The following is a 19,088-nucleotide window of genomic DNA, read 5'->3' as shown; positions in this document are numbered from 1 at the left end:
AATTCTTTTGTTTATATCCAGCATTAACATACTTATCTCTTTCCATTTCCATGTATGCATTTATGACAGTCATAGCTATTGTTTTCATAGATGCATTCATATCACTTCCAAAAATAGCACTTGCCAATTCTTCATAATCTAAGTTAACATTTAATTGAGTCATATATAGTCACCTCTACAATTTTTTCTTAGTCGATTACATTGTACTAAAGTGAGCTATATATGGCTCTTTTTTTATTACACAATTATATGGACATATTCCAAAACTCAACCGAAGTGTTACTATAGACCTCCATAATTACAAAACTCGGCCGAAGTGTTACTATAGACCCCCTTAATTACAAATCTCTGCCAAAGTGTTACCATAGACCGCCTTAATTACAAATCTCTGCCGAAGTGTTACTAACGTACTCAGTATTTGCACTTCTCACCAAAACTGCAAATAACAGCCTCCACTCATCATCATTCCCCACCATATATAATCCTTAATAAAAATTTCCACAAAAAAAGCCGACAAAATCGAATGACTTTGTCGACTCATAAAAGTTAATTAACCTTGGTTTTCTTCAAGGCTACCGTAGATATCTTCTAATGGTTTCATGATAACACGGTTTAAATCTTGAATTAATTGACTCATTGCTTGTTCAGCTTGCATTAATTCAGCAATTGTTTCGTTTTGTTCAATTTCTTGAGCAGATTTTTGAGCTCTAGCAATATCTACTTCTGAAATTTCTTCGCCTTGCATTTGTTTAGTTTGTAATTCTAATTGAATTTCACGGAATTCATCGAATAATTTTTTTGTTTCTGGGTTTGCATTAACTTTTTCATATTGTTCTTTAATTTTGTTATATTCTTCACTTGCACGTAAAGTTTGTTCTAGTTCATTCGCTTTGTCGTAAATGTTTACTTCTGCCATAATTAATTCGCTCCTATAATAAATAAATGTATTAGAAAATCAATTCCAATAATACTGTATCATAATTCTAAGTCTTATACAAAAATAGCGATTATTCCTTGTAATAATCCAATAATTCCACCTAATACAAAGCCTAATAATGTAATTAATTTTAATTCTTTATTAGAGATTTCTATGACTAATTTTTCTAAATAAGATAATTCAAATCGGTCAATTTGATCTTTAATCAATTCTGCTAATTTCATTCTTTCTAAAATTAAGCTAATATTATCGCCAACTTTACCAATCATATAATCAATAAATCTTTCTGTTCCTCTTCCTTCCATATATACAAATAAGTTTGGAACGAGTTCATCTAAAGGTGTGTTTAAATATTTATTAACATTAATAGATTCTGTAATTTCTGTTGCGAATAATGTTTTGGCTTTTTCTTTTCTTTCATCTGTTAAAACTTCTTGTAAAGGTTTAGCCATCCATTTGTCGTATTGATTATGCACTTGCAGATCAATCATATTTTTGATTTTTTCTTGTTTAATGACATTTCTGAGTTCTTTTTTAACTCTATATACAATATCTTCCGTTGTCATAAACATTTGAATCATGCCGACCATTCTACCTTTTTGTTCAAAAAATTCTTCAACCATTGAATGAATATCTTGTTCACCTTTTTCAGATACTAAATATTCATCAATTTTTGTTAAAATTTCTGGTGTTACACGATTCAGTTGAATATTTAATTGTTCAAGTATTTCTTCTGGAATGAGTGATTTAATGTCGTCATTCTTATGAGAAGCATAATATTGATCAATCTTTTCTTTAATAGTAGATTTGATCGTTTCATTTAATTTCTCTTCTAGTGGATAATCAATTCGATCCACAAAGTTTTGAATCGTATATTTTTTCTCTTTTAAAGTATTAAATTGAACTTTTATCGTGTCTTCAAGTACTTTCTTCGTACTTGGATTCACAAGTTTTTCTTTAAATACTTCAGGTGTTAAGAGATGTTTAGTAACCATCTCACCTACTTTTTCTGATAATTCATTTCTTCTTTTTGGTATTAAGCCTGGTGTGAACGGTAATTTATATCCAAACCATCTAATTTCATGGTAAGGATGAAATAACATTTTAATTGCGATAAAGTTTGTAAATCCACCTATTAACGCACCAATTACCATCATACTAAATACGGTTATAATTGTTGTCATGGAAATTCTCCTTCTAAAAAAGCTACTTCTTTAGAATAATCTAAGAAGTAGCTTTTAACAAATATTATACAAATTTTAAACAAATAATGATTGCGTTTTACGTAAGAAATAAGTTTCTGCTTCACGTTTTTTCGCAGTACCGAAGATTGGCTGACGTTCTTCGTTTAATACTCTGTAAAGATCTGATTTTTTATTAGATTGTAAAATATAGCCAGATTTAGCATCAAGTGTTACCCAGTAAATATCGCTAGTATTGTCATGGTTTGGATATGCACAATGATGACGAGATATGATTTGAATAACTTCTAATGGGTCACAACCAAAAGTAGTATTTAAAACATCTGAATCTCTGAATAATGCACAAATTGATACACATGTCGTCCAGTTAGGTAATACTCTCTCTTTTTCAATTTGCACTAAAGTTTTCTTAGATAATCCTACTGTATTCGCCATAGTATCTTGAGTGTATCCAGCCTCAATACGAACCATTTTGAATTTTGTTTGGATTATTGTTGTAAATGTTTGTTTATCCATCTATATCTACCTTTCTTTTTAATATTTATATTAATTGATTTAATATGTTGCAAAAATACACGATTTTTTCAAGCACAAGTAACATCATAATACATTTTTAACCAAATTAAAAGAGGTAAATTGAATTTAATATCAATTTACCCCTTTAATACACTAAATTGTTTATTCTTTTACAAATTTTGACTTTTCTCTTTCAGATAAAATTAGTGCACATGCAGCATCTCCAGTAATATTTACAGAAGTTCTTGTCATATCTAACAATCTATCTATACCTAAAATAATACCTATTGCTGCGGGGTCTAATCCGACTGAAGTCAGTACCATTGCTAACATAACAAGGCCAACACCAGGAACACCTGCAGTACCAATTGAAGCAATAACAGCAACAACGACAACAGTTACCATTTGCATAATTGTTAAATCGATACCTGATACTTGAGCTATAAATATCGTTGCGACACCTTGCATAATAGCTGTTCCATCCATATTTATCGTAGCACCTAATGGTTGAACAAATGAACTAATTTCTTTTCTCACACCCATTTCTTTAGTACATTCCAAAGAGATAGGTAATGTTGCGTTTGAACTTGATGAACTAAAGCCAACTGTCATAGCTGGGAAGAACTTTTTGAAGAACCAGAAAGGATTCTTACCTGCTAATAATTTAACAGCCCCACCATAGATCACAAAGAAGTGCACTGCTAACGCTAATAATACAACAAAGAAGTACATACCAAGTTGTTTAATTGCGCCAAATCCTGCGTTTGTAAAAGCTGTTGCAACTAGTCCAAATGTACCAATTGGTGCGAAGTAATTCATAATCATAGTAACGATATACATGAGTATATCATTGGTCTGCTCGAAGACTTTTTTCACCGCTTCAACCTTACTACCAAGTGCAATCATTCCTACACCAATAAAGATTGCAAATGTAATAATTGGTAACATATCTTGTTCCACCATAGATTTCATTGGATTTTGTGGGAACAAATTAATCAATGTTTGATCAAATGTTTGATTTTCTGGTGCAGCTTGATCTGATGATTTAGCTTTTTGTTCAGCACCATATTTTTTAACATCATCACTATTTAATAAATCTGATTGACCAACACCTGGTTTAAATACTAAAGCAAGTAACATTGCGATAGTAATCGCAATTGCCGTAGTACATAAGAAGAATGTAACGGTTTTTAATCCTATACCACCTAGTAATTTTGGATCACCTACGCCAATAACCCCTAATACAATTGAAACAAATACGACTGGTACTACAAGCATGAATATGAGGTTAAGGAATATTTGACCAATTACATTAAATACGTATTGATTTGTACCTTGAACGAAACCCGTTCCGGCAAACATATTAAAAATCGAACCAACTGTTATACCTAATACTAAAGCGATAACAATTTTTAAAGTTAAGTTTTTCCTGACTTTCATATTAAACTACCCCCTATAAAGTAAGTAAAATCATTTCTCCCATGTAACATATTATACTTTAAGTGCTTTCATTTTGTAAATTTATTTTTGTGATTTTACATAAAAACGAGTAAGTATTGAATATGACAATACTTACTCGTAAAAATATTATATCTGTAATTAAATTAATAATTGGTGTTCCATTGCATAAACGGCAGCTTGTGTTCTGTCTGATACTTTTAATTTATTTAGTATATGACTGACATGTGTTTTGATAGTTTTTTCAGATACAAATAGTGTTTCTGCAATTTCTTTATTCGTCTTACCTTTCACCAATTCTGCTAGTACTTCAAGTTCTCTTTTTGATAATTTATTTTCTCTATGTGGTTTCCGTTCACTTTCAGAAATAACAGACTGTACTTTTGGATGAATTTTCTTCTCACCATTTAATACAGATCTAATTGTTTGAATAAGTGAATCAGGTTCTACATCTTTAATTTCATAACCATCTGCACCTTTATCAATTGCTGATATGACATGTTCTTCATCATAAAAGCTTGTTAAAACTAATATCTTTATGTTTGGGTATTTCTTCTTCATGATACTTGTAATTTCAATGCCATTCATATCAGGCATAACTAAATCTAAAAGAACGATATCTGGTGATTCGTGTTGTTCTAAGTATTCTAGCAATAACACGCCACTTGAGAAATCAGCTTGTATTTTGAAATCTGGAACAGTATCTAGTAAGAAACTTAATCCTTGTCGCACAATATGATGGTCATCTACTAAGATTATATTATAACTCATGTGTGATACTCCTAACATTTAAAGTGGAATAGAAATCAGAATTTCTGTTCCTTCATTCAATTTTGATTTGATATCTACATGTCCCTTCATACCTTGAACACGTTGTTTAATATTTCTCAAACCGTGAGATAGCTTGTTGTCTAAATCTTGGCTTTCAAATCCTTTACCGTTATCCACAATTTTAAATTTAAACGTATTTTTATTTTGTTCTAGAAATATTTTCGCACTATTTACACCTGAGTGTTTATGAATATTATTTAATGATTCTTGAATAATGCGATAAACATTCTCTTCAATTGTATTCGGCAAATCAATAAGCCCTTCAACTTCGAATTCAGGTTCAATATGAATTAACTGGCTATATTGTTTAATAGCTGATATTAAACCTTGTTCCAATCCTATCGGTTTAAGTTGCCATATTAGTGCTCTCATTTCATTGACAGCACTTTGACTCGTCTCTTCAATTGTTTGAAAAGCTTTCTTAGCCGCTTCTTGATCATCAAGACTTTTCGCAGCATGTGCAGTAATTTTTAAAGAAAATAACATTTGATTAACAGAATCATGTAAATCTCTCGCTAATCTATTTCTTTCATTTATACGAGCTGCCTCTTTTTCTTGATCCGTTAATAATATACGTTTAATAGCAGAGCCGATCTGAAATGCTACAGACTCTAACAATTCTAAATCTTCTTCTGAATAACGCTTCGTATTTGGTGTCGCAATATTAAGCAATCCAAACTGTTCATTACCAGAACGAAGTGGCACAGTTGCATGATGTGTAATGCCATCCGTCTTGTCATGATGTTCTTTAGTTGCTTTTACAATTCTTGAACATGTAATAATATTTGAAGCTTTCGTCAGTTTTTTATTTTGATATGCTGTTACACACCAACACGTACCTTCTGTCATGTATTGGCAGCTATTATGTGTTAAAGCGGGCGGTAACGCTTCTTCAGCAACAAGTTCATGTTTACCTTCTTCATCAATAAAAAATATCCAACCTGTATGAAAGTTACTGCCGCTTACTAATTTTTTAAGTGCGCCATGCATCATACTATACATTTCAGTCTCTTCATTTAAAAATTCTGCAATTTCTTTTAAAAGGCTTGTACGCGTTGGTTTTTCCATATCAATCACCTTTTTTATTATTGATTATACGTAATATTATATACGTCATGTCGTCTATCTCTAAGATGTCTAACAGTTCCGTTTTCTCTACCTCTTCTTAATACTTCTAAGTCAACTTCGCCAATAGCAACCATTTCTAAATTCTCACCTGTTTCACTCACGATACCATCACGAGCAAAACCATAGTCTGAAGGAGAATATATTGCTGAAGCACTATATTGGATATCCATATTTTCAGTTTGTGGCAAGTTACCACATGTTCCTGAAGTTACTGTGTAAACTTGGTTTTCTATAGCGCGTGCCATGCAACAATATTTTACACGTAAATAACTTTGTCTATCTTCTGTTGAGAATGGTGTAAATATAATTTTTGCACCTTTTTCCATTGCAATTCTCGCCATTTCAGGGAATTCACTATCATAACAAATTTGAATCGCAATTTTACCACAATCAGTATCGAATACTTCAACGCCATTACCAGGTGATACACCCCACCATTTTCTTTCATTTGGTGTTACATGGATTTTATATTGTTTTTCGATAGAGCCATCTCGTCTAAATAAATATGAAATATTATAAATATCTTCACCTTCTTCAACGAAATGAGAACCACCAATAATGTTGATGTTATATTTCATCGCAAACTGATTGAACATCTCAATATATTGTGATGTGTAAGTAGCTAATTTTCTAATAGATTCTGCTGGATTACTTTGTTCATCAAAGCTCATTAATTGCGTCGTCAACAATTCTGGAAAGACGATAAAATCACTATCCGCATCGTATGCAACGTCAATAAAGTATTCAATTTGGTTTGCAAACTCTTCAAATGAATTAATTTTACGCATCATATAGTTTACTGTACATATTCTTACAGGTTCACTTGTTTTAAAATGAACATTACTTCTCGCTATGTAATCAGGATTATTCCATTCCATCAAAGTTGCAAATTTCATACTTTTAACATCATCATTTAAATAATTTGGATTAATACGCATTAACGTAAAATCATTCATCAATTGAAATGTTAATACGGGATCTTTAATACGATGTTTAATGACACCTTGTACATATTCACGAGGTGTTAATTCATCACTATATTGATGATAGTTAGGAATTCTACCGCCTATAATGATACTCTTTAAGTTTAATTCATAAGCAATTTCTCTACGAGCTTCATACAGTCTTGCGCCAACTTTCATACCTCTATAATCAGGATGAACCATAACTTCAATACCATATAAATTGTGACCGTGATCATTATGGTTTGTAATATAACCATTATTCGTAATACTATCCCAAGTATGTCTATCATCATATTCATCAAAATTGATGATAAGAGAAGAACATGAACCTATAATTTCACCTTCAAATTCTACAACAATTTGTCCTCTCGGAAACATTCTTAAGTGACTTTCAAGATGACCTCTTTCCCACGGTTCCATCCCTGGAAAACATTTAGACTGTAATTCAATAACTTCATCAATATCATCAAAAGTCATCTGTCTAGTATTAATACTAACGTTAAATTCATTATTATCGATTGATTTTGACATGAAACATACTCCTTATCTCTTTTTCTTGTTATAATAATTATAACTTATTTTTTGTTATAATATAATTTTTCCCGATTTTGAGAGAAATATTCCTGGAGGACGCTATGCAAATTACAATACCATCAAAATTTGAAGGTCAATCAATCGAAGAGATGTTTAAATCTTTACATCTACCAAAGAAAGAACTTCACCTTTTAAGAATGTCAAAAGAACTTACGATAAATGACGAAGCATGTACATTAAGAAATACAGTAAATGCCGGAGATAAACTCAATATTCCATTATTTGACGAATCAAGCCAATATGTTTCTAGTTACCGATTAGCTGAAATTAAATACGAAGATGAATACTTAGCAATTGTCGTTAAACCTAAAGGTGTAAAGACACATCCAAACGATTTAAAAGAAGCAAACACACTTATGAATCACGTAATCTATACTTTAGATTCAGACTATGCTGAACCTGTTCATAGACTTGACCAAGAAACTGTTGGATTATTGTTAGTCGCAAAACACCCTATCGCTAAAAAAATATTAGATCGTATGTTAGAAGATAGAGAAATTACAAGAACATATAAAGCTCAAGTTGATAGTTTATTACCACTTAAACCACAAACAATTGATATGCCAATTGGTAAAGACAAGTTCCATCCAAACAAAAGACGTGTATCACCAACAGGTCAACGTGCTATCACACATATACTTGAAAGTCATATGATTGATGAACATACGGCAGAAGTAGAATTAAAATTAGATACGGGTAGAACACACCAAATTCGTGTCCACCTTGCAGAAATTGGACATCCAGTTGTCGGTGACCCACTTTATAACAATAGTAAACTGAGAAAATTAAAATTACACAGCTATAAAATAGAATTCGAACATCCATTTAAAGATGAAATGATTTCAGTTACGTTAGACGATTAAATAACTAAAAAAGCCAACAAAGCTTTAACTTTGTTGGCTTTAGCTATTTATCGCTTTAATCTTTCTTTAAATTTATTAATTAAGTTACTTCTTTTACTCGTTACAGGTCTCCCTATATTTAAATGAGACTTTCTCATTTCTTTCCCTGCTAACATTGCCTCATCCATTAACATTTCTTGTGAGTTCATATGTTTATTCCCTGCATCATTGTATTGATATACACCTTCATTATTTTGAATACGACCTTTTAGTCCATCATTGAGTTGTAAATCAACAATACCTTTTAAACGTTTAACTAAATTAGGATCTAATACTGGGAATAATATTTCAACACGTTTAATCATATTTCTTGTCATCATATCAGCTGAAGAAAGATACATTTTTTCTTGTCCATTATGGTAGAAATAATAGATTCTTGAGTGTTCTAAAAATCGACCTACAATACTGATTACTTCGATATTTTCACTTACACCTTTAATACCTGGTTTAAGACAACAAATACCACGAATAATCAGTTTGATTTTAACACCACATTGTGATGCTTCAAATAATTTTTTAATTACTTTTTTATCTGTTAACGAATTCATTTTAGCGATAATGAGACCATTGCCATGTTCTTTATGAGACTTCATTTCTTGTTCAATATGTTCAACAAAGAAATCTCGTATTTCAAATGGCGCAACGATTAGCTCATTATAATCAGGCTTTAATGAATAACCACTTAAATAATTAAAGAAGTTAATCGCATCTTGCCCTATTTTAGGGTTTGTCGTAATAATTCCCATATCAGTATATATCTTAGCTGTCTTATCATTGTAATTTCCTGTTCCTAAATGAACGAAAGGTGTCACTTTTCCTTTAACTTTCTTAATAACTAGTGTAATTTTACTATGTGTTTTAAGGAATGTCATACCATATATAACATTACAACCTGCATCCTCCAACATTCTCGCCCACTGAACGTTGTTTTCTTCATCAAAACGCGCTTTCAATTCAACAAGTACTGTAACTTGTTTACCATTTTCAGCTGCATTTTTTAAAGCCTGAATGATCGGAGAATCACTACTCACACGGTAAAGTGTTTGCTTAATAGCAAGTGTATCTGGATCTTCTGAAGCTTCTTTTATAAATTCAACAATCGGCTCAAAAGATTCATACGGATGATGGAAAAATACATCTCTTTCCAATGCTAATTCAAAAACATTATTTTTACTTAATGAGGAAGGTAATTGTGGTGTATAAGGTTTAAATAATAGTTCTGGGAATAAATCTTCTAATTGTCCTACAAGAGAGAATAACACTGTTAAATCTAGTGGACCATTAACTCTGTATATATCTTCATTTGATAACTCAAGTTCATTCATTAAGAAAATACTCTTCACTTCTGAATCTATATGTCTACTATCAATTTCAAGTCGTACTGCTGCACCACTTTTTCTTTCTTTTAAAAATCTTTCTATTTCTATTAATAAATCTTCTGCACCTTCTTCATGAATTGTTAAATCTGCATTTCTTGTCACCCTAAATGTGTACGTATTAATCACTTCATATCCATTAAATAATTGTTCAATAAATAATGAAATGACATCTTCAAGAAATACAATATATTTAACGCCTTCATGTTCTAACTTAATAATTCTATCTAATAATGTTGGAACGGGTACGATTGCCGATCTAATTTCACCATCATTTAACCTAATATCTACAAACAAATTCAACATTTTATTATTTAATTTTGGGAATGGCCTGTATGCATCTATCCCTAACGGTGAAAGTGTTGGTAATATTTCAGTGTTAAATTGATGTTGAAGTTGCTCAATTAAAGGTTCTGTCAATCTTTCTGGTTGTGTAATAAATATTTTATAACTCTTTAACAAATCTTTTAATTCATTAAATCGCTTATATTGAAGCTCGACGTTCACTCTATTTTTCTTTTCAATGCCGATAAGTTGTTCTTTAGGTGTCAATTGCGCTTTATTCTCTGGTTCATTAAAATTCATCTTAACTTGGTCTTTCAACCCCGCTACTCTAACCATAAAAAATTCATCTAAATTAGAACTATGAATTGCTAAAAATTTCAACTGTTCTAATAAAGGATTGTTAGGATCAATTGCTTCCTCAAGAACACGATAATTAAAGTCTAGCCAACTTAATTCTCGGTTGTTGTAATATTCTGGATTGTCTAAATAAAATTGTTCCGCTTGTGCTTCCATAATTATCTCACCCTTTACAAATTTCCAATCAAGATTATAAAATCACACTACTTCATTTAAACGTAAGTTTATTAATCTTGTGTAAATATAATATTAAGTTTTTTCGATAGTAACTTTTCTAAATGTTTTTTCTGTCTATCAGATTGATATTCTTCAGCGATTGGGTCTGTAACATATTTGGCCCTTAATTCAAATTCATTTTTCTTTTCAATTAATGCCATTGATTCGATGCAATCGGTATTGGAAACATTTAAAGCATGCGCAAACTTAATGATGCCGCCAAGCTTTTGAATAAGTTCGATTTCTTCATCATCAAACCAAGGCGTCCCCTTTATATAAAACTTTAATAATGTCTTGTTTTTAAAACTTGCCAAAAGTGCTAATTTAACCCTTTCTTTATGCGATAAGCCATTAATACTTGAATTGGCTATAATATAATACGTATGTTGTGAACTAGAATCTGCATCAATAAATGAACCTAAATAATATAAATTTGCCGCTTCTTTAAATATTTCTCTATCTTCTTTTGAAATTTTGAAGCTAGTGATTTCTTCTAATTTATTTAACAAATCTTCAGCTAATTTCATGCGTTGTTTACCGTTTGAAGCATTGATATTATATTCATTTGCTATATGTTTTAATGCATCACTTGTGACATTATTTTTATTAAATGCCTTTGGAAATTCTTCTTTAATTCTTGTCATCACTAAACCTTCACGTAGACCTTTTCTTGAGAACGTAAAACGTTTTGCATCTGAGATATCGTATAATGTATTAAAAACAATAGAACTAGGTAAAATGATATCTGTACGGTCTCTACTTAAACCATCTAAATCTTTTAATTCATTTTTATCAGATTTTTTCAAGACATCAAACACTTCTTCAAGCCCTTTTTTAGTCATGTCATACCCATGTACACCAGCAATTGGATAATTATTTAAAGACTGATGTATACGCGCATTATTTCGGGCAGATCCACCAATTCCAATAATAGGAACGTTTTTATCTTTTATCCATTTTTCAGATTCAAACTGTTCTTTAACATACTTCTCACATTTTTTTATCGCATTTTTATCATTATGATCTTTATCAGCGAAAAACATTTTCTCTAAAGTTACAACACCAAAAGGAAAACTTATTGCCTCTTTTAACTTTTTATCTTCAAAATAAGTTATTTCTGTTGAACCACCACCTATATCAACTGTAATACCATTATTTATATTTAAAGTATGTGTTGCTGCATAAAATCCGTAAAACGCCTCATCTTGTTCTGGAATAATTTCAATATCGAGATTCGTTTTGTCTTTTACACTTTTAATAATTTCATTTATATTTTTAGATTGTCTTACTGCTGCTGTAGCTGCAGGGACAAGTTCTTCCACTTGAAATTTTTCGGCAACTTTTTTAAAACTATTTAAAGTTTCTACTAAAATATTGATTCCATCTTTATTCATTGTTTTATCTTCTTCTATATATTGACTCAAACGTGCTGGTGTTTTAACGTTTTGTAGTTCATTTAAACCTGTATCTTTAGAGTATTCAAAAATAACAAGTCTTATAGTATTGGAACCTATATCTATTAATCCTAATCTCTTCATAAATTGCCTCCAAAGTTATATTTTGATACAGAAAAAGGTGCCTATAGCACCTTTTTTCTGTTCTTTATATTTGTGTCTTAAAGCTGCTATTATTTTTTAGAGCTTATCATATCTTCTGGTTTAATCCACTCATCGAACTGTTCTTCAGTTAGAAGTCCAGATTCAATTGCAGATTCTTTTAATGTTAATCCGTTTTTATGAGCATTCTTCGCAATTGCTGCTGCATTTTCATATCCAATATGTGGATTTAACGCAGTAACAAGCATCAATGATTGATTTAAATATTTATCAATATTTTCTTCAATCGGTTCTATTCCAACTGCACAATTGTTATTAAATGTTTCAATACCATCTGTTAATAAATAAATAGATTGTAATGTATTGTATAAAATAACTGGTTTAAATACATTTAATTCAAAGTTACCTTGTGATGCTGCTATACCAACTGCTGCATCATTTCCTAATACTTGTACAGCAACCATTGTTAACATTTCACATTGAGTTGGGTTTACTTTACCTGGCATGATTGATGAACCTGGTTCGTTCTCTGGAATTGAAATCTCAGCTAATCCAGCTCTTGGGCCAGAAGCTAACCATCTTACGTCATTCGCAATTTTCATTAAGTCACTTGCTAATGCTTTAAGTGCGCCATGAACATAAACAACTTCATCATGAGCAGTTAATGCATGGAATTTATTTTCAGATGATACAAATGGATAGCCTAATTGTTCACTAATTTGTTTCGCCACTTTATCGCCGAATTCAGGATGTGCATTGATACCTGTACCAACTGCTGTACCACCAATTGCTAAGTTTAATAATTGACCTTTAGATTCATTTAATAATGATTCACATTTATCTAACATATATCTCCAACCACTAACTTCTTGACCTAAAGTTAAAGGTGTTGCATCTTGTAAATGTGTTCTACCGATTTTAATAATATCTTTGAAATCTTCTTCTTTTTTCTTAAATGTATCTCTTAACGTACCAATTGCTGGTAATAATTTAGATTCAATTTCATGATATAATGCAACATGCATTGCAGTTGGATATGTATCATTTGAACTTTGAGACATATTAACATGATCATTTGGATGAACGGACTCTTCTGAACCTTTGTCTTTCAAGTATTCATTTGCAACGTAGCTCACAACTTCGTTCACGTTCATATTACTTTGTGTACCACTACCTGTTTGCCAAACTACTAGAGGAAAATGTTCATCTAAGTTTCCATTTAAAATTTCATCAGTAGCATATACAATGGCATCTTTCTTATCATCAGATAATTTACCAAGTTCATGATTTGAAATTGCTGCTGCTCTTTTTAAATGTGCAAATCCATAAATCACTTCAATTGGCATTTGTTCTTTACCTACTGGGAAATTCTGTTTACTTCTTTGTGTTTGTGCTTTCCAATATTTCTCACTTGGAACTTTAATTTCACCAAATGTATCATGTTCAATTCTGTAACTCATTTCAATACTCCCCTTTATTTCTTGAATTCATCATTCTTTATTCATCTCTATTATATCGTATAAAGAAAGCGATTTAAACTCTCAGTTGTCAGATAATTTAAATTAACGAAAAAAAGAGACTGAGACATTACATTATGTCCCAGTCTATATTTTAAGACTCTTGTTCAGATTTCTTTTCTTCAAAAGCTTCATCATTTTGTTCTGATATTTGTTCCATTTCTTTACCTAGTTCTTTAACATCTTCTAGGTCTTGAACCATTTCATTTTCTTCTTCTAGATTTTTATTCAAATTTCTCACCTTCTTATGAAAATTGAATTGAGAAGTAAGATCTAACGTCTTCAGGTAAGCCTTGTGCCGCTTCATTATCTAATACAACTGTTACCATTCTATGTTGTTTTAATTTAGCGGATTCAACAGAACCATTTGCAGGTTCTTGATATAACTGACTTACTGCTTTAGCTTTTTCTTTACCAGTGACAAGTACGATAACTTCTCTTGCTGGATGAATTGCTTGGTCATAGTCTAATCCAGTTCTGCTATCTTCAGTTAAAGTGACAACATCTAACATTAATTTGTTTTTCTTTTTGTCAGTATTAACTTTTTCTTTAATAAACGCTTCAACATCGCTACCGACATCAGTTTTTAATACTTGTTTAGCAGGAACACCTAATTCTGTGTAATAATCTTCTTTACCATCAAAATCTAAAATATGAATTTGACTGAAATTCACAGGATTTTTCTTAACATCATCTAATAGTTCATCGAAAAATGATGTTTGCTCTGCTTCTAAATGTACGCCGACAACTGAAGTGCTGTCTGAATTAAATTGTTTGCGAACTACATCTGCAGCATATCGTGCAGCAATATCTTTTGTTTCAAATACTTTAAAGTTTAAAGCCATTTTGTCCACTCCTCATTTCAACTTGTCTATTTACAAAAATCATAACCTTTAGTCATTATCTATAATATACCCTTTTTTAATAGTAGTTAAAACATTTAATTCTGAATCAGCTATAACTAGATCTGCTTGTTTTCCAACTTTAATTGAGCCAATTCTATCATCAACTTTCAATCGAATCGCTTGGTTTAAACTTGCTGTACGCCATGCTTCTTCAAGCGGTATATTTGCAAAGTCCATTAAATTTTTTAAGCCTTTGTTCATAAGTAATATACTTCCTGCAAGTGAACCAGTTTCTAATCTTGCTTCGTTATTTTTAACAAATACATCTTGGCCACCAAGATCGTATTTACCATCTTTCATACCTTTTGCACGCATTGCATCCGTAATAATACAGAAATTCTCATTGCCTTTAGCAAGGTATGCTAATTTAACTGCAGCAGGATGAGAATGAATGCCATCAACAATAACTTCTGTTGTTAATCTTTCATCAGTCAGAGCAGCACCAAATACGCCAGGTTCTCTATGTGTAAATGTCGTTTGGGCATTATATAAATGTGTAATATGCTTAAGACCATTTTGAACTGCTTTTTCAATACCATCGTAATCAGATACGGTATGTCCTGCTGAAAAAATAACATCTTCATGAAGTGCTTTAATAACTTCCTCTGCACCTTCAACTTCTGGCGCAATTGTCACTATTTTAATCGCGCCATTTGCTTTTTCTTGAAAATCTTTGAATTTTTGTACTGTAGGTCTTGCAACAAATGCGGGATTTTGAGCACCAACTTTATGTTCTGAAATAAATGGGCCTTCTAAATGTACACCGAGTATTTCAGCACGTTTATCATCTATCGGTTTATAGTTTGCAACATTTTCTAATGCAGCATTGATGGCTTCAGTTGATTGCGTCATTGTTGTGGCTAAAAAGCTAGTCGTACCTTCAGATAATAATTTCTCAGATAATAGATTCAATGTTTCTGGTGTTGCATCCATTGCATCTTGGCCATAACCGCCATGAATATGTATATCAATAAATCCCGGAAGTACGTGTTGACCATTCGCATCAATCGTTTGTAATGTACCTGTATATTCCCCTTCTTGAATATCGTGAATACACCCATTACGTACTTCGATATAGCCATGATCAATTTTATATGTTTCAGTATAAATTTGTGCATTTTTCAAAATATAATTATCCATATCAATGTCTCCTTAAAAATGTATTTAATTATTGCCTTAATTCGTATATAATAAAGATAACATAACATTACGAGGGGGCTAATTAAATGAACACGCTATTAATCTGTATGGTTGGTGTAGCATTTATTACTGCGATGTTAACTGCTGGTCGCGATTCTAAAGACTATGGTCTTAAGGAAGAAGATTTAAACAAAGAACTTGAATCTTTAAAATCAAATAATAATTAATAACTGAGACCATATGGCCTCAGTTTTTTCATTTCTATGATAAATTAGGATAATTTTGTTGTCTTAACGCCTCATAAATTAATATTGCAGCAGTATTAGATAAATTTAAAGATCTTACATTATCATTCATTGGAATTCTTAATGCTGTATCTTTATATTTTTCTTTAACCCAATCAGGAAGTCCTGTTGTTTCTCTACCAAATATAAAGTAATGATTTTCTTCAACATTACTGTAATCGAACTGAGTATGTGGTTGTGTACCAAACTTCGTTAATAAGTAATAGTTTCCACCTTCAGTCTTTTCAAAAAATTCTTCAATACTATCATAATAAACAATATTTACAAATTTCCAGTAATCTAAACCCGCTCTTCTTAACATTTTATCATCCGTACTAAAACCTAAAGGTCTAATTAAGTGTAAAGTTGTATCTGTTGCTGCACAACTACGTGCAATATTCCCAGTATTCGCTGGAATTTCTGGTTGATATAAAACTACATGATTTGTCATAATTTATTTTCTCCTAATCTCTAATCCTTTTATCATTTCTTCTTGGACTTCTTCTATTTCACGTTCATAGTGTGACATAATGAATGGTCTTGCCTCTTCACCTTGTATTTGACCGATAGCCCAAAATGCAGTACCTCTTATCATTGGTCGCGGATCTGTTAACGCAACATCTTTTAATTCTGGTATTGTACTTTCTTCATTAAAGTGAGCAAGTGCGACAATCGCATTTCGTTGGATCGGCTTTTTACCTCTCCATGCACCGGCTAAATGTCCATAAGTATTTTTAAATTCTTTATTAGACATTTTAAGTAGTGGGACAAGTCTAGGTTTCAGTACCTCAGGTTCTAAAATAATGTCGTCATGTTCAGTATTAATCCCTCTATTTCGTGGGCATACTTGTTGGCACGTATCACATCCATACAAACGATTTCCTATTTTATAGCGGTATTCATCTTTTAAATAACCTTTTGTTTGTGTTAAAAAGCTGATACATTTTTGACTATTTAATTGACCATTACCTACTAAGGCACCTGTCGGACATCTATCAACACAAATGTTACAATCACCACAACTATCAATAACTGGATCATCAGGTTTAAATGGAATGCTAACTAACATTTCACCTAGATAACTCCAAGTACCTAGTTCTTCATTAATAATAAATCCATTTTTACCTGCAAATCCTAACCCAGTTCTTTCAGCTACTGAACGGTCAGACAAGACACCTGTATCGACCATTGATTTAATTTCTACATCAGGCACTTTTTCTTTTAGGAATAAACTGAGTTTATCAAGGCGATTTCTCATAATTGTATGATAATCTTGGCCCCATGAAGCACGCGCAAACATACCTCTTCTATCTCCTCTAACACTTTTAGGAGCACCCTTTAATTTATTCGGATACCCTACAGCAATTGCTATAATTGAGCGAGCAGATGGTAATGATAATTTAGGGACTGTTCTTAACTCAATATCACTTTCTTCAAACCCAGAAGCATATCCTTTAGAATGATAATCTTCTAACTTTTTCTTTAATTCATCAAAAGGATCAGCAGTTGTAAATCCAATACTATCAATACCAATAGAATGTGCATAATCTATCACTTCTTGCTTCAATTGATCTAAATTCAAATTTATTCACCTCACTATCAAACATGCTAATACATTTTAACACATTTAATAAATAAATTTACGGTATTCGTATTATTTCAATTAAATAAGTATATAAAAAATTGCTTTCATATACTGTGTGGTAAATGGTATAACAAATTAGTATTTATCTTGTTTGTGGTGGGGGTTCTTGTGAACACTTCTGCCCAAACTTGTTCATAACGGGGGTCCTGTGAACACTTTCACCCAAACTTGTTTATAACGGGGGCGTTAATTACAAAACTCGGACGAAGTGTTACTATGGACCGCCTTAGTTGCAAAACTCGGACGAAGTGTTACTATGGACTGCCTTAGTTGCAAAACTCGGACGAAGTGTTACTATGGACTGCCTTAGTTACAAAACTCGACTGAAGTGTTACTATGGGCGGCCTTAGTTACAAAACTCGGCCAAAGTGTTACTATTGACAGCCATAATTACAAAAATCCTGAGAATTGTAAACAAGGCACTCGTTATTTGCACTTCTAGCCAAATCTGCTAATAAGCGAACAAAAAATCCGACAGTGCCCAAAGGCTCTGTCGGATTTTTTACTTTATAATGTAATTGTTGTACCTATTTTATTAGAATGAGAACTTTTTAATAATGCATGGTCTGATGATCCTGAAATAATCTTGACGCTTTTACAGCCTTCTTTTATTGCTGAGATTGCGCCAGTAACTTTAGGAATCATTCCGCCATATATTTCAGTTGTTTCTATATAATTATGAATATCATTTATACTTAAATGGCTTTGTACTTCATCTTTAATCAGTACTCCTGGAATATCACTTATTAGGAATAAGTTGCCTTCCATTTCACTCGCTATTTTATATGCAAGGCTATCAGCATTTATATTATATCTTTGACCTGTATTTCTATCGATACCGATTGGTGCGATAACTGGAATACTGTTCGAACATATATTAGCCAGTGTTTCTTTATTAACAGATGTACATTCTGCTACAAATCCATATTTAGAATCTAAAGGTTTAATGTCAAATAAATTCATATCAATGCCATTTATGCCTAATGCTAATGAGTCATGTTGATTAATTTGAAACACAACTTGTGGGTTGACCTCACCTATCAATGTACTTGAAGTTTGAAGTAACACTTCTTCATCAGTAACACGTAAGCCATCTACAAATTTACTTTCAATACCAATTTTAGTTAGTTGTCTATTAATAAACGGGCCGCCACCATGGACGATGATTGGCATATAATTTTGACTTTTTAAAGTAAGTATATCTTCTATTATCGTTTGACTTAAGTTGCTTAATACACTTCCACCAATTTTAATGACTGCATACTTCACTTAAT

Annotated in this window: 18 protein-coding genes; 2 read left to right on the top strand and 16 right to left on the bottom strand. The window is 31.6% G+C overall.

Translation table 11 applies throughout. The annotated features are described in order from the left end of the window. Window positions 1–550: 550 nt before the first annotated feature. The 7 genes from LQ611_RS12035 to LQ611_RS12005 form a co-directional block, all read right to left on the bottom strand. Window positions 551–916 carry a YlbF/YmcA family competence regulator gene (locus tag LQ611_RS12035; RefSeq protein ID WP_025904811.1) on the bottom strand — a complete coding sequence of 122 codons (366 nt, stop codon included), beginning with the start codon at window positions 914–916 and terminating at the stop codon, window positions 551–553. A 74-nt stretch (window positions 917–990) separates the two neighbouring features. Continuing rightward, window positions 991–2,121, bottom strand: a complete 1,131-nt coding sequence (locus LQ611_RS12030; protein WP_025904810.1) for a DUF445 domain-containing protein — start codon at window positions 2,119–2,121, stop codon at window positions 991–993. 75 nt (window positions 2,122–2,196) lie between these two features. Further along, complete coding sequence (gene xdrA / locus LQ611_RS12025; protein WP_025904809.1) at window positions 2,197–2,655, bottom strand: XRE family transcriptional regulator XdrA; 459 nt, start codon at window positions 2,653–2,655, stop codon at window positions 2,197–2,199. A 162-nt stretch (window positions 2,656–2,817) separates the two neighbouring features. Then, window positions 2,818–4,095: a dicarboxylate/amino acid:cation symporter gene (locus LQ611_RS12020; RefSeq protein WP_025904808.1), complete on the bottom strand. Its 1,278-nt coding sequence runs from the start codon at window positions 4,093–4,095 to the stop codon at window positions 2,818–2,820. Window positions 4,096–4,254: 159 nt separating this feature from the next. Then, window positions 4,255–4,884, bottom strand: coding sequence for a response regulator (locus LQ611_RS12015; RefSeq protein WP_025904807.1), 630 nt, complete (start codon window positions 4,882–4,884; stop codon window positions 4,255–4,257). An 18-nt stretch (window positions 4,885–4,902) separates the two neighbouring features. Continuing rightward, window positions 4,903–6,012, bottom strand: coding sequence for a GAF domain-containing sensor histidine kinase (locus tag LQ611_RS12010; protein WP_025904806.1), 1,110 nt, complete (start codon window positions 6,010–6,012; stop codon window positions 4,903–4,905). Between the two features lie 17 nt (window positions 6,013–6,029). After that, window positions 6,030–7,568 (bottom strand): bifunctional GNAT family N-acetyltransferase/carbon-nitrogen hydrolase family protein, encoded by a 1,539-nt coding sequence (locus LQ611_RS12005; protein WP_107572928.1) that lies wholly within the window; start codon window positions 7,566–7,568, stop codon window positions 6,030–6,032. 104 nt (window positions 7,569–7,672) lie between these two features. On the opposite strand from LQ611_RS12005, the gene LQ611_RS12000 reads away from it, so the two are divergent. Continuing rightward, window positions 7,673–8,494, top strand: a complete 822-nt coding sequence (locus LQ611_RS12000; protein WP_025904804.1) for an RluA family pseudouridine synthase — start codon at window positions 7,673–7,675, stop codon at window positions 8,492–8,494. Window positions 8,495–8,541: 47 nt separating this feature from the next. Here LQ611_RS12000 and LQ611_RS11995 read toward each other — a convergent pair whose 3' ends face one another. From LQ611_RS11995 to nagA, 6 genes are all read right to left on the bottom strand, one after another. Further along, window positions 8,542–10,707, bottom strand: a complete 2,166-nt coding sequence (locus LQ611_RS11995; protein ID WP_025904803.1) for an RNA degradosome polyphosphate kinase — start codon at window positions 10,705–10,707, stop codon at window positions 8,542–8,544. Between the two features lie 71 nt (window positions 10,708–10,778). Beyond that, entirely contained in the window at window positions 10,779–12,305 is a 1,527-nt protein-coding gene (ppx, locus tag LQ611_RS11990) for an exopolyphosphatase (protein WP_239709589.1), read from the bottom strand. An 89-nt stretch (window positions 12,306–12,394) separates the two neighbouring features. Then, window positions 12,395–13,783, bottom strand: a complete 1,389-nt coding sequence (fumC, locus tag LQ611_RS11985) for a class II fumarate hydratase (RefSeq protein ID WP_025904801.1) — start codon at window positions 13,781–13,783, stop codon at window positions 12,395–12,397. A 151-nt stretch (window positions 13,784–13,934) separates the two neighbouring features. After that, window positions 13,935–14,147: an SAS053 family DNA gyrase inhibitor gene (locus tag LQ611_RS11980; protein WP_370622769.1), complete on the bottom strand. Its 213-nt coding sequence runs from the start codon at window positions 14,145–14,147 to the stop codon at window positions 13,935–13,937. Then, window positions 14,086–14,685, bottom strand: coding sequence for a 6-phosphogluconolactonase (locus LQ611_RS11975; RefSeq protein ID WP_025904800.1), 600 nt, complete (start codon window positions 14,683–14,685; stop codon window positions 14,086–14,088). The genes LQ611_RS11980 and LQ611_RS11975 overlap by 62 nt, the downstream gene beginning before the upstream one ends. Before the next feature lie 48 nt (window positions 14,686–14,733). After that, window positions 14,734–15,885 carry an N-acetylglucosamine-6-phosphate deacetylase gene (gene nagA / locus LQ611_RS11970; protein ID WP_025904799.1) on the bottom strand — a complete coding sequence of 384 codons (1,152 nt, stop codon included), beginning with the start codon at window positions 15,883–15,885 and terminating at the stop codon, window positions 14,734–14,736. An 86-nt stretch (window positions 15,886–15,971) separates the two neighbouring features. Between nagA and LQ611_RS11965 the strand changes: the two genes are divergently transcribed. Next, window positions 15,972–16,112, top strand: coding sequence for a hypothetical protein (locus LQ611_RS11965; protein ID WP_162841915.1), 141 nt, complete (start codon window positions 15,972–15,974; stop codon window positions 16,110–16,112). Between the two features lie 34 nt (window positions 16,113–16,146). Here the strand turns inward: LQ611_RS11965 and trmL are convergent, their stop codons facing one another. From trmL to argB, 3 genes are all read right to left on the bottom strand, one after another. Further along, entirely contained in the window at window positions 16,147–16,620 is a 474-nt protein-coding gene (gene trmL, locus LQ611_RS11960) for a tRNA (uridine(34)/cytosine(34)/5-carboxymethylaminomethyluridine(34)-2'-O)-methyltransferase TrmL (protein WP_025904798.1), read from the bottom strand. 3 nt (window positions 16,621–16,623) lie between these two features. Further along, window positions 16,624–17,751: a tRNA epoxyqueuosine(34) reductase QueG gene (gene queG, locus LQ611_RS11955; RefSeq protein WP_239709588.1), complete on the bottom strand. Its 1,128-nt coding sequence runs from the start codon at window positions 17,749–17,751 to the stop codon at window positions 16,624–16,626. A 570-nt stretch (window positions 17,752–18,321) separates the two neighbouring features. Further along, window positions 18,322–19,083 (bottom strand): acetylglutamate kinase, encoded by a 762-nt coding sequence (gene argB / locus LQ611_RS11950; RefSeq protein WP_151359295.1) that lies wholly within the window; start codon window positions 19,081–19,083, stop codon window positions 18,322–18,324. Between the last annotated feature and the right edge of the window lie 5 nt (window positions 19,084–19,088).

The organism is Mammaliicoccus sp. L-M44, from assembly GCF_022386355.1.
Taxonomy (GTDB): Bacteria; Bacillota; Bacilli; order Staphylococcales; family Staphylococcaceae; genus Mammaliicoccus; species Mammaliicoccus sciuri_A.
The sequence above is the reverse complement of the archived record's forward strand: the minus strand, read 5'-3'. Positions and strand labels throughout refer to the sequence as shown.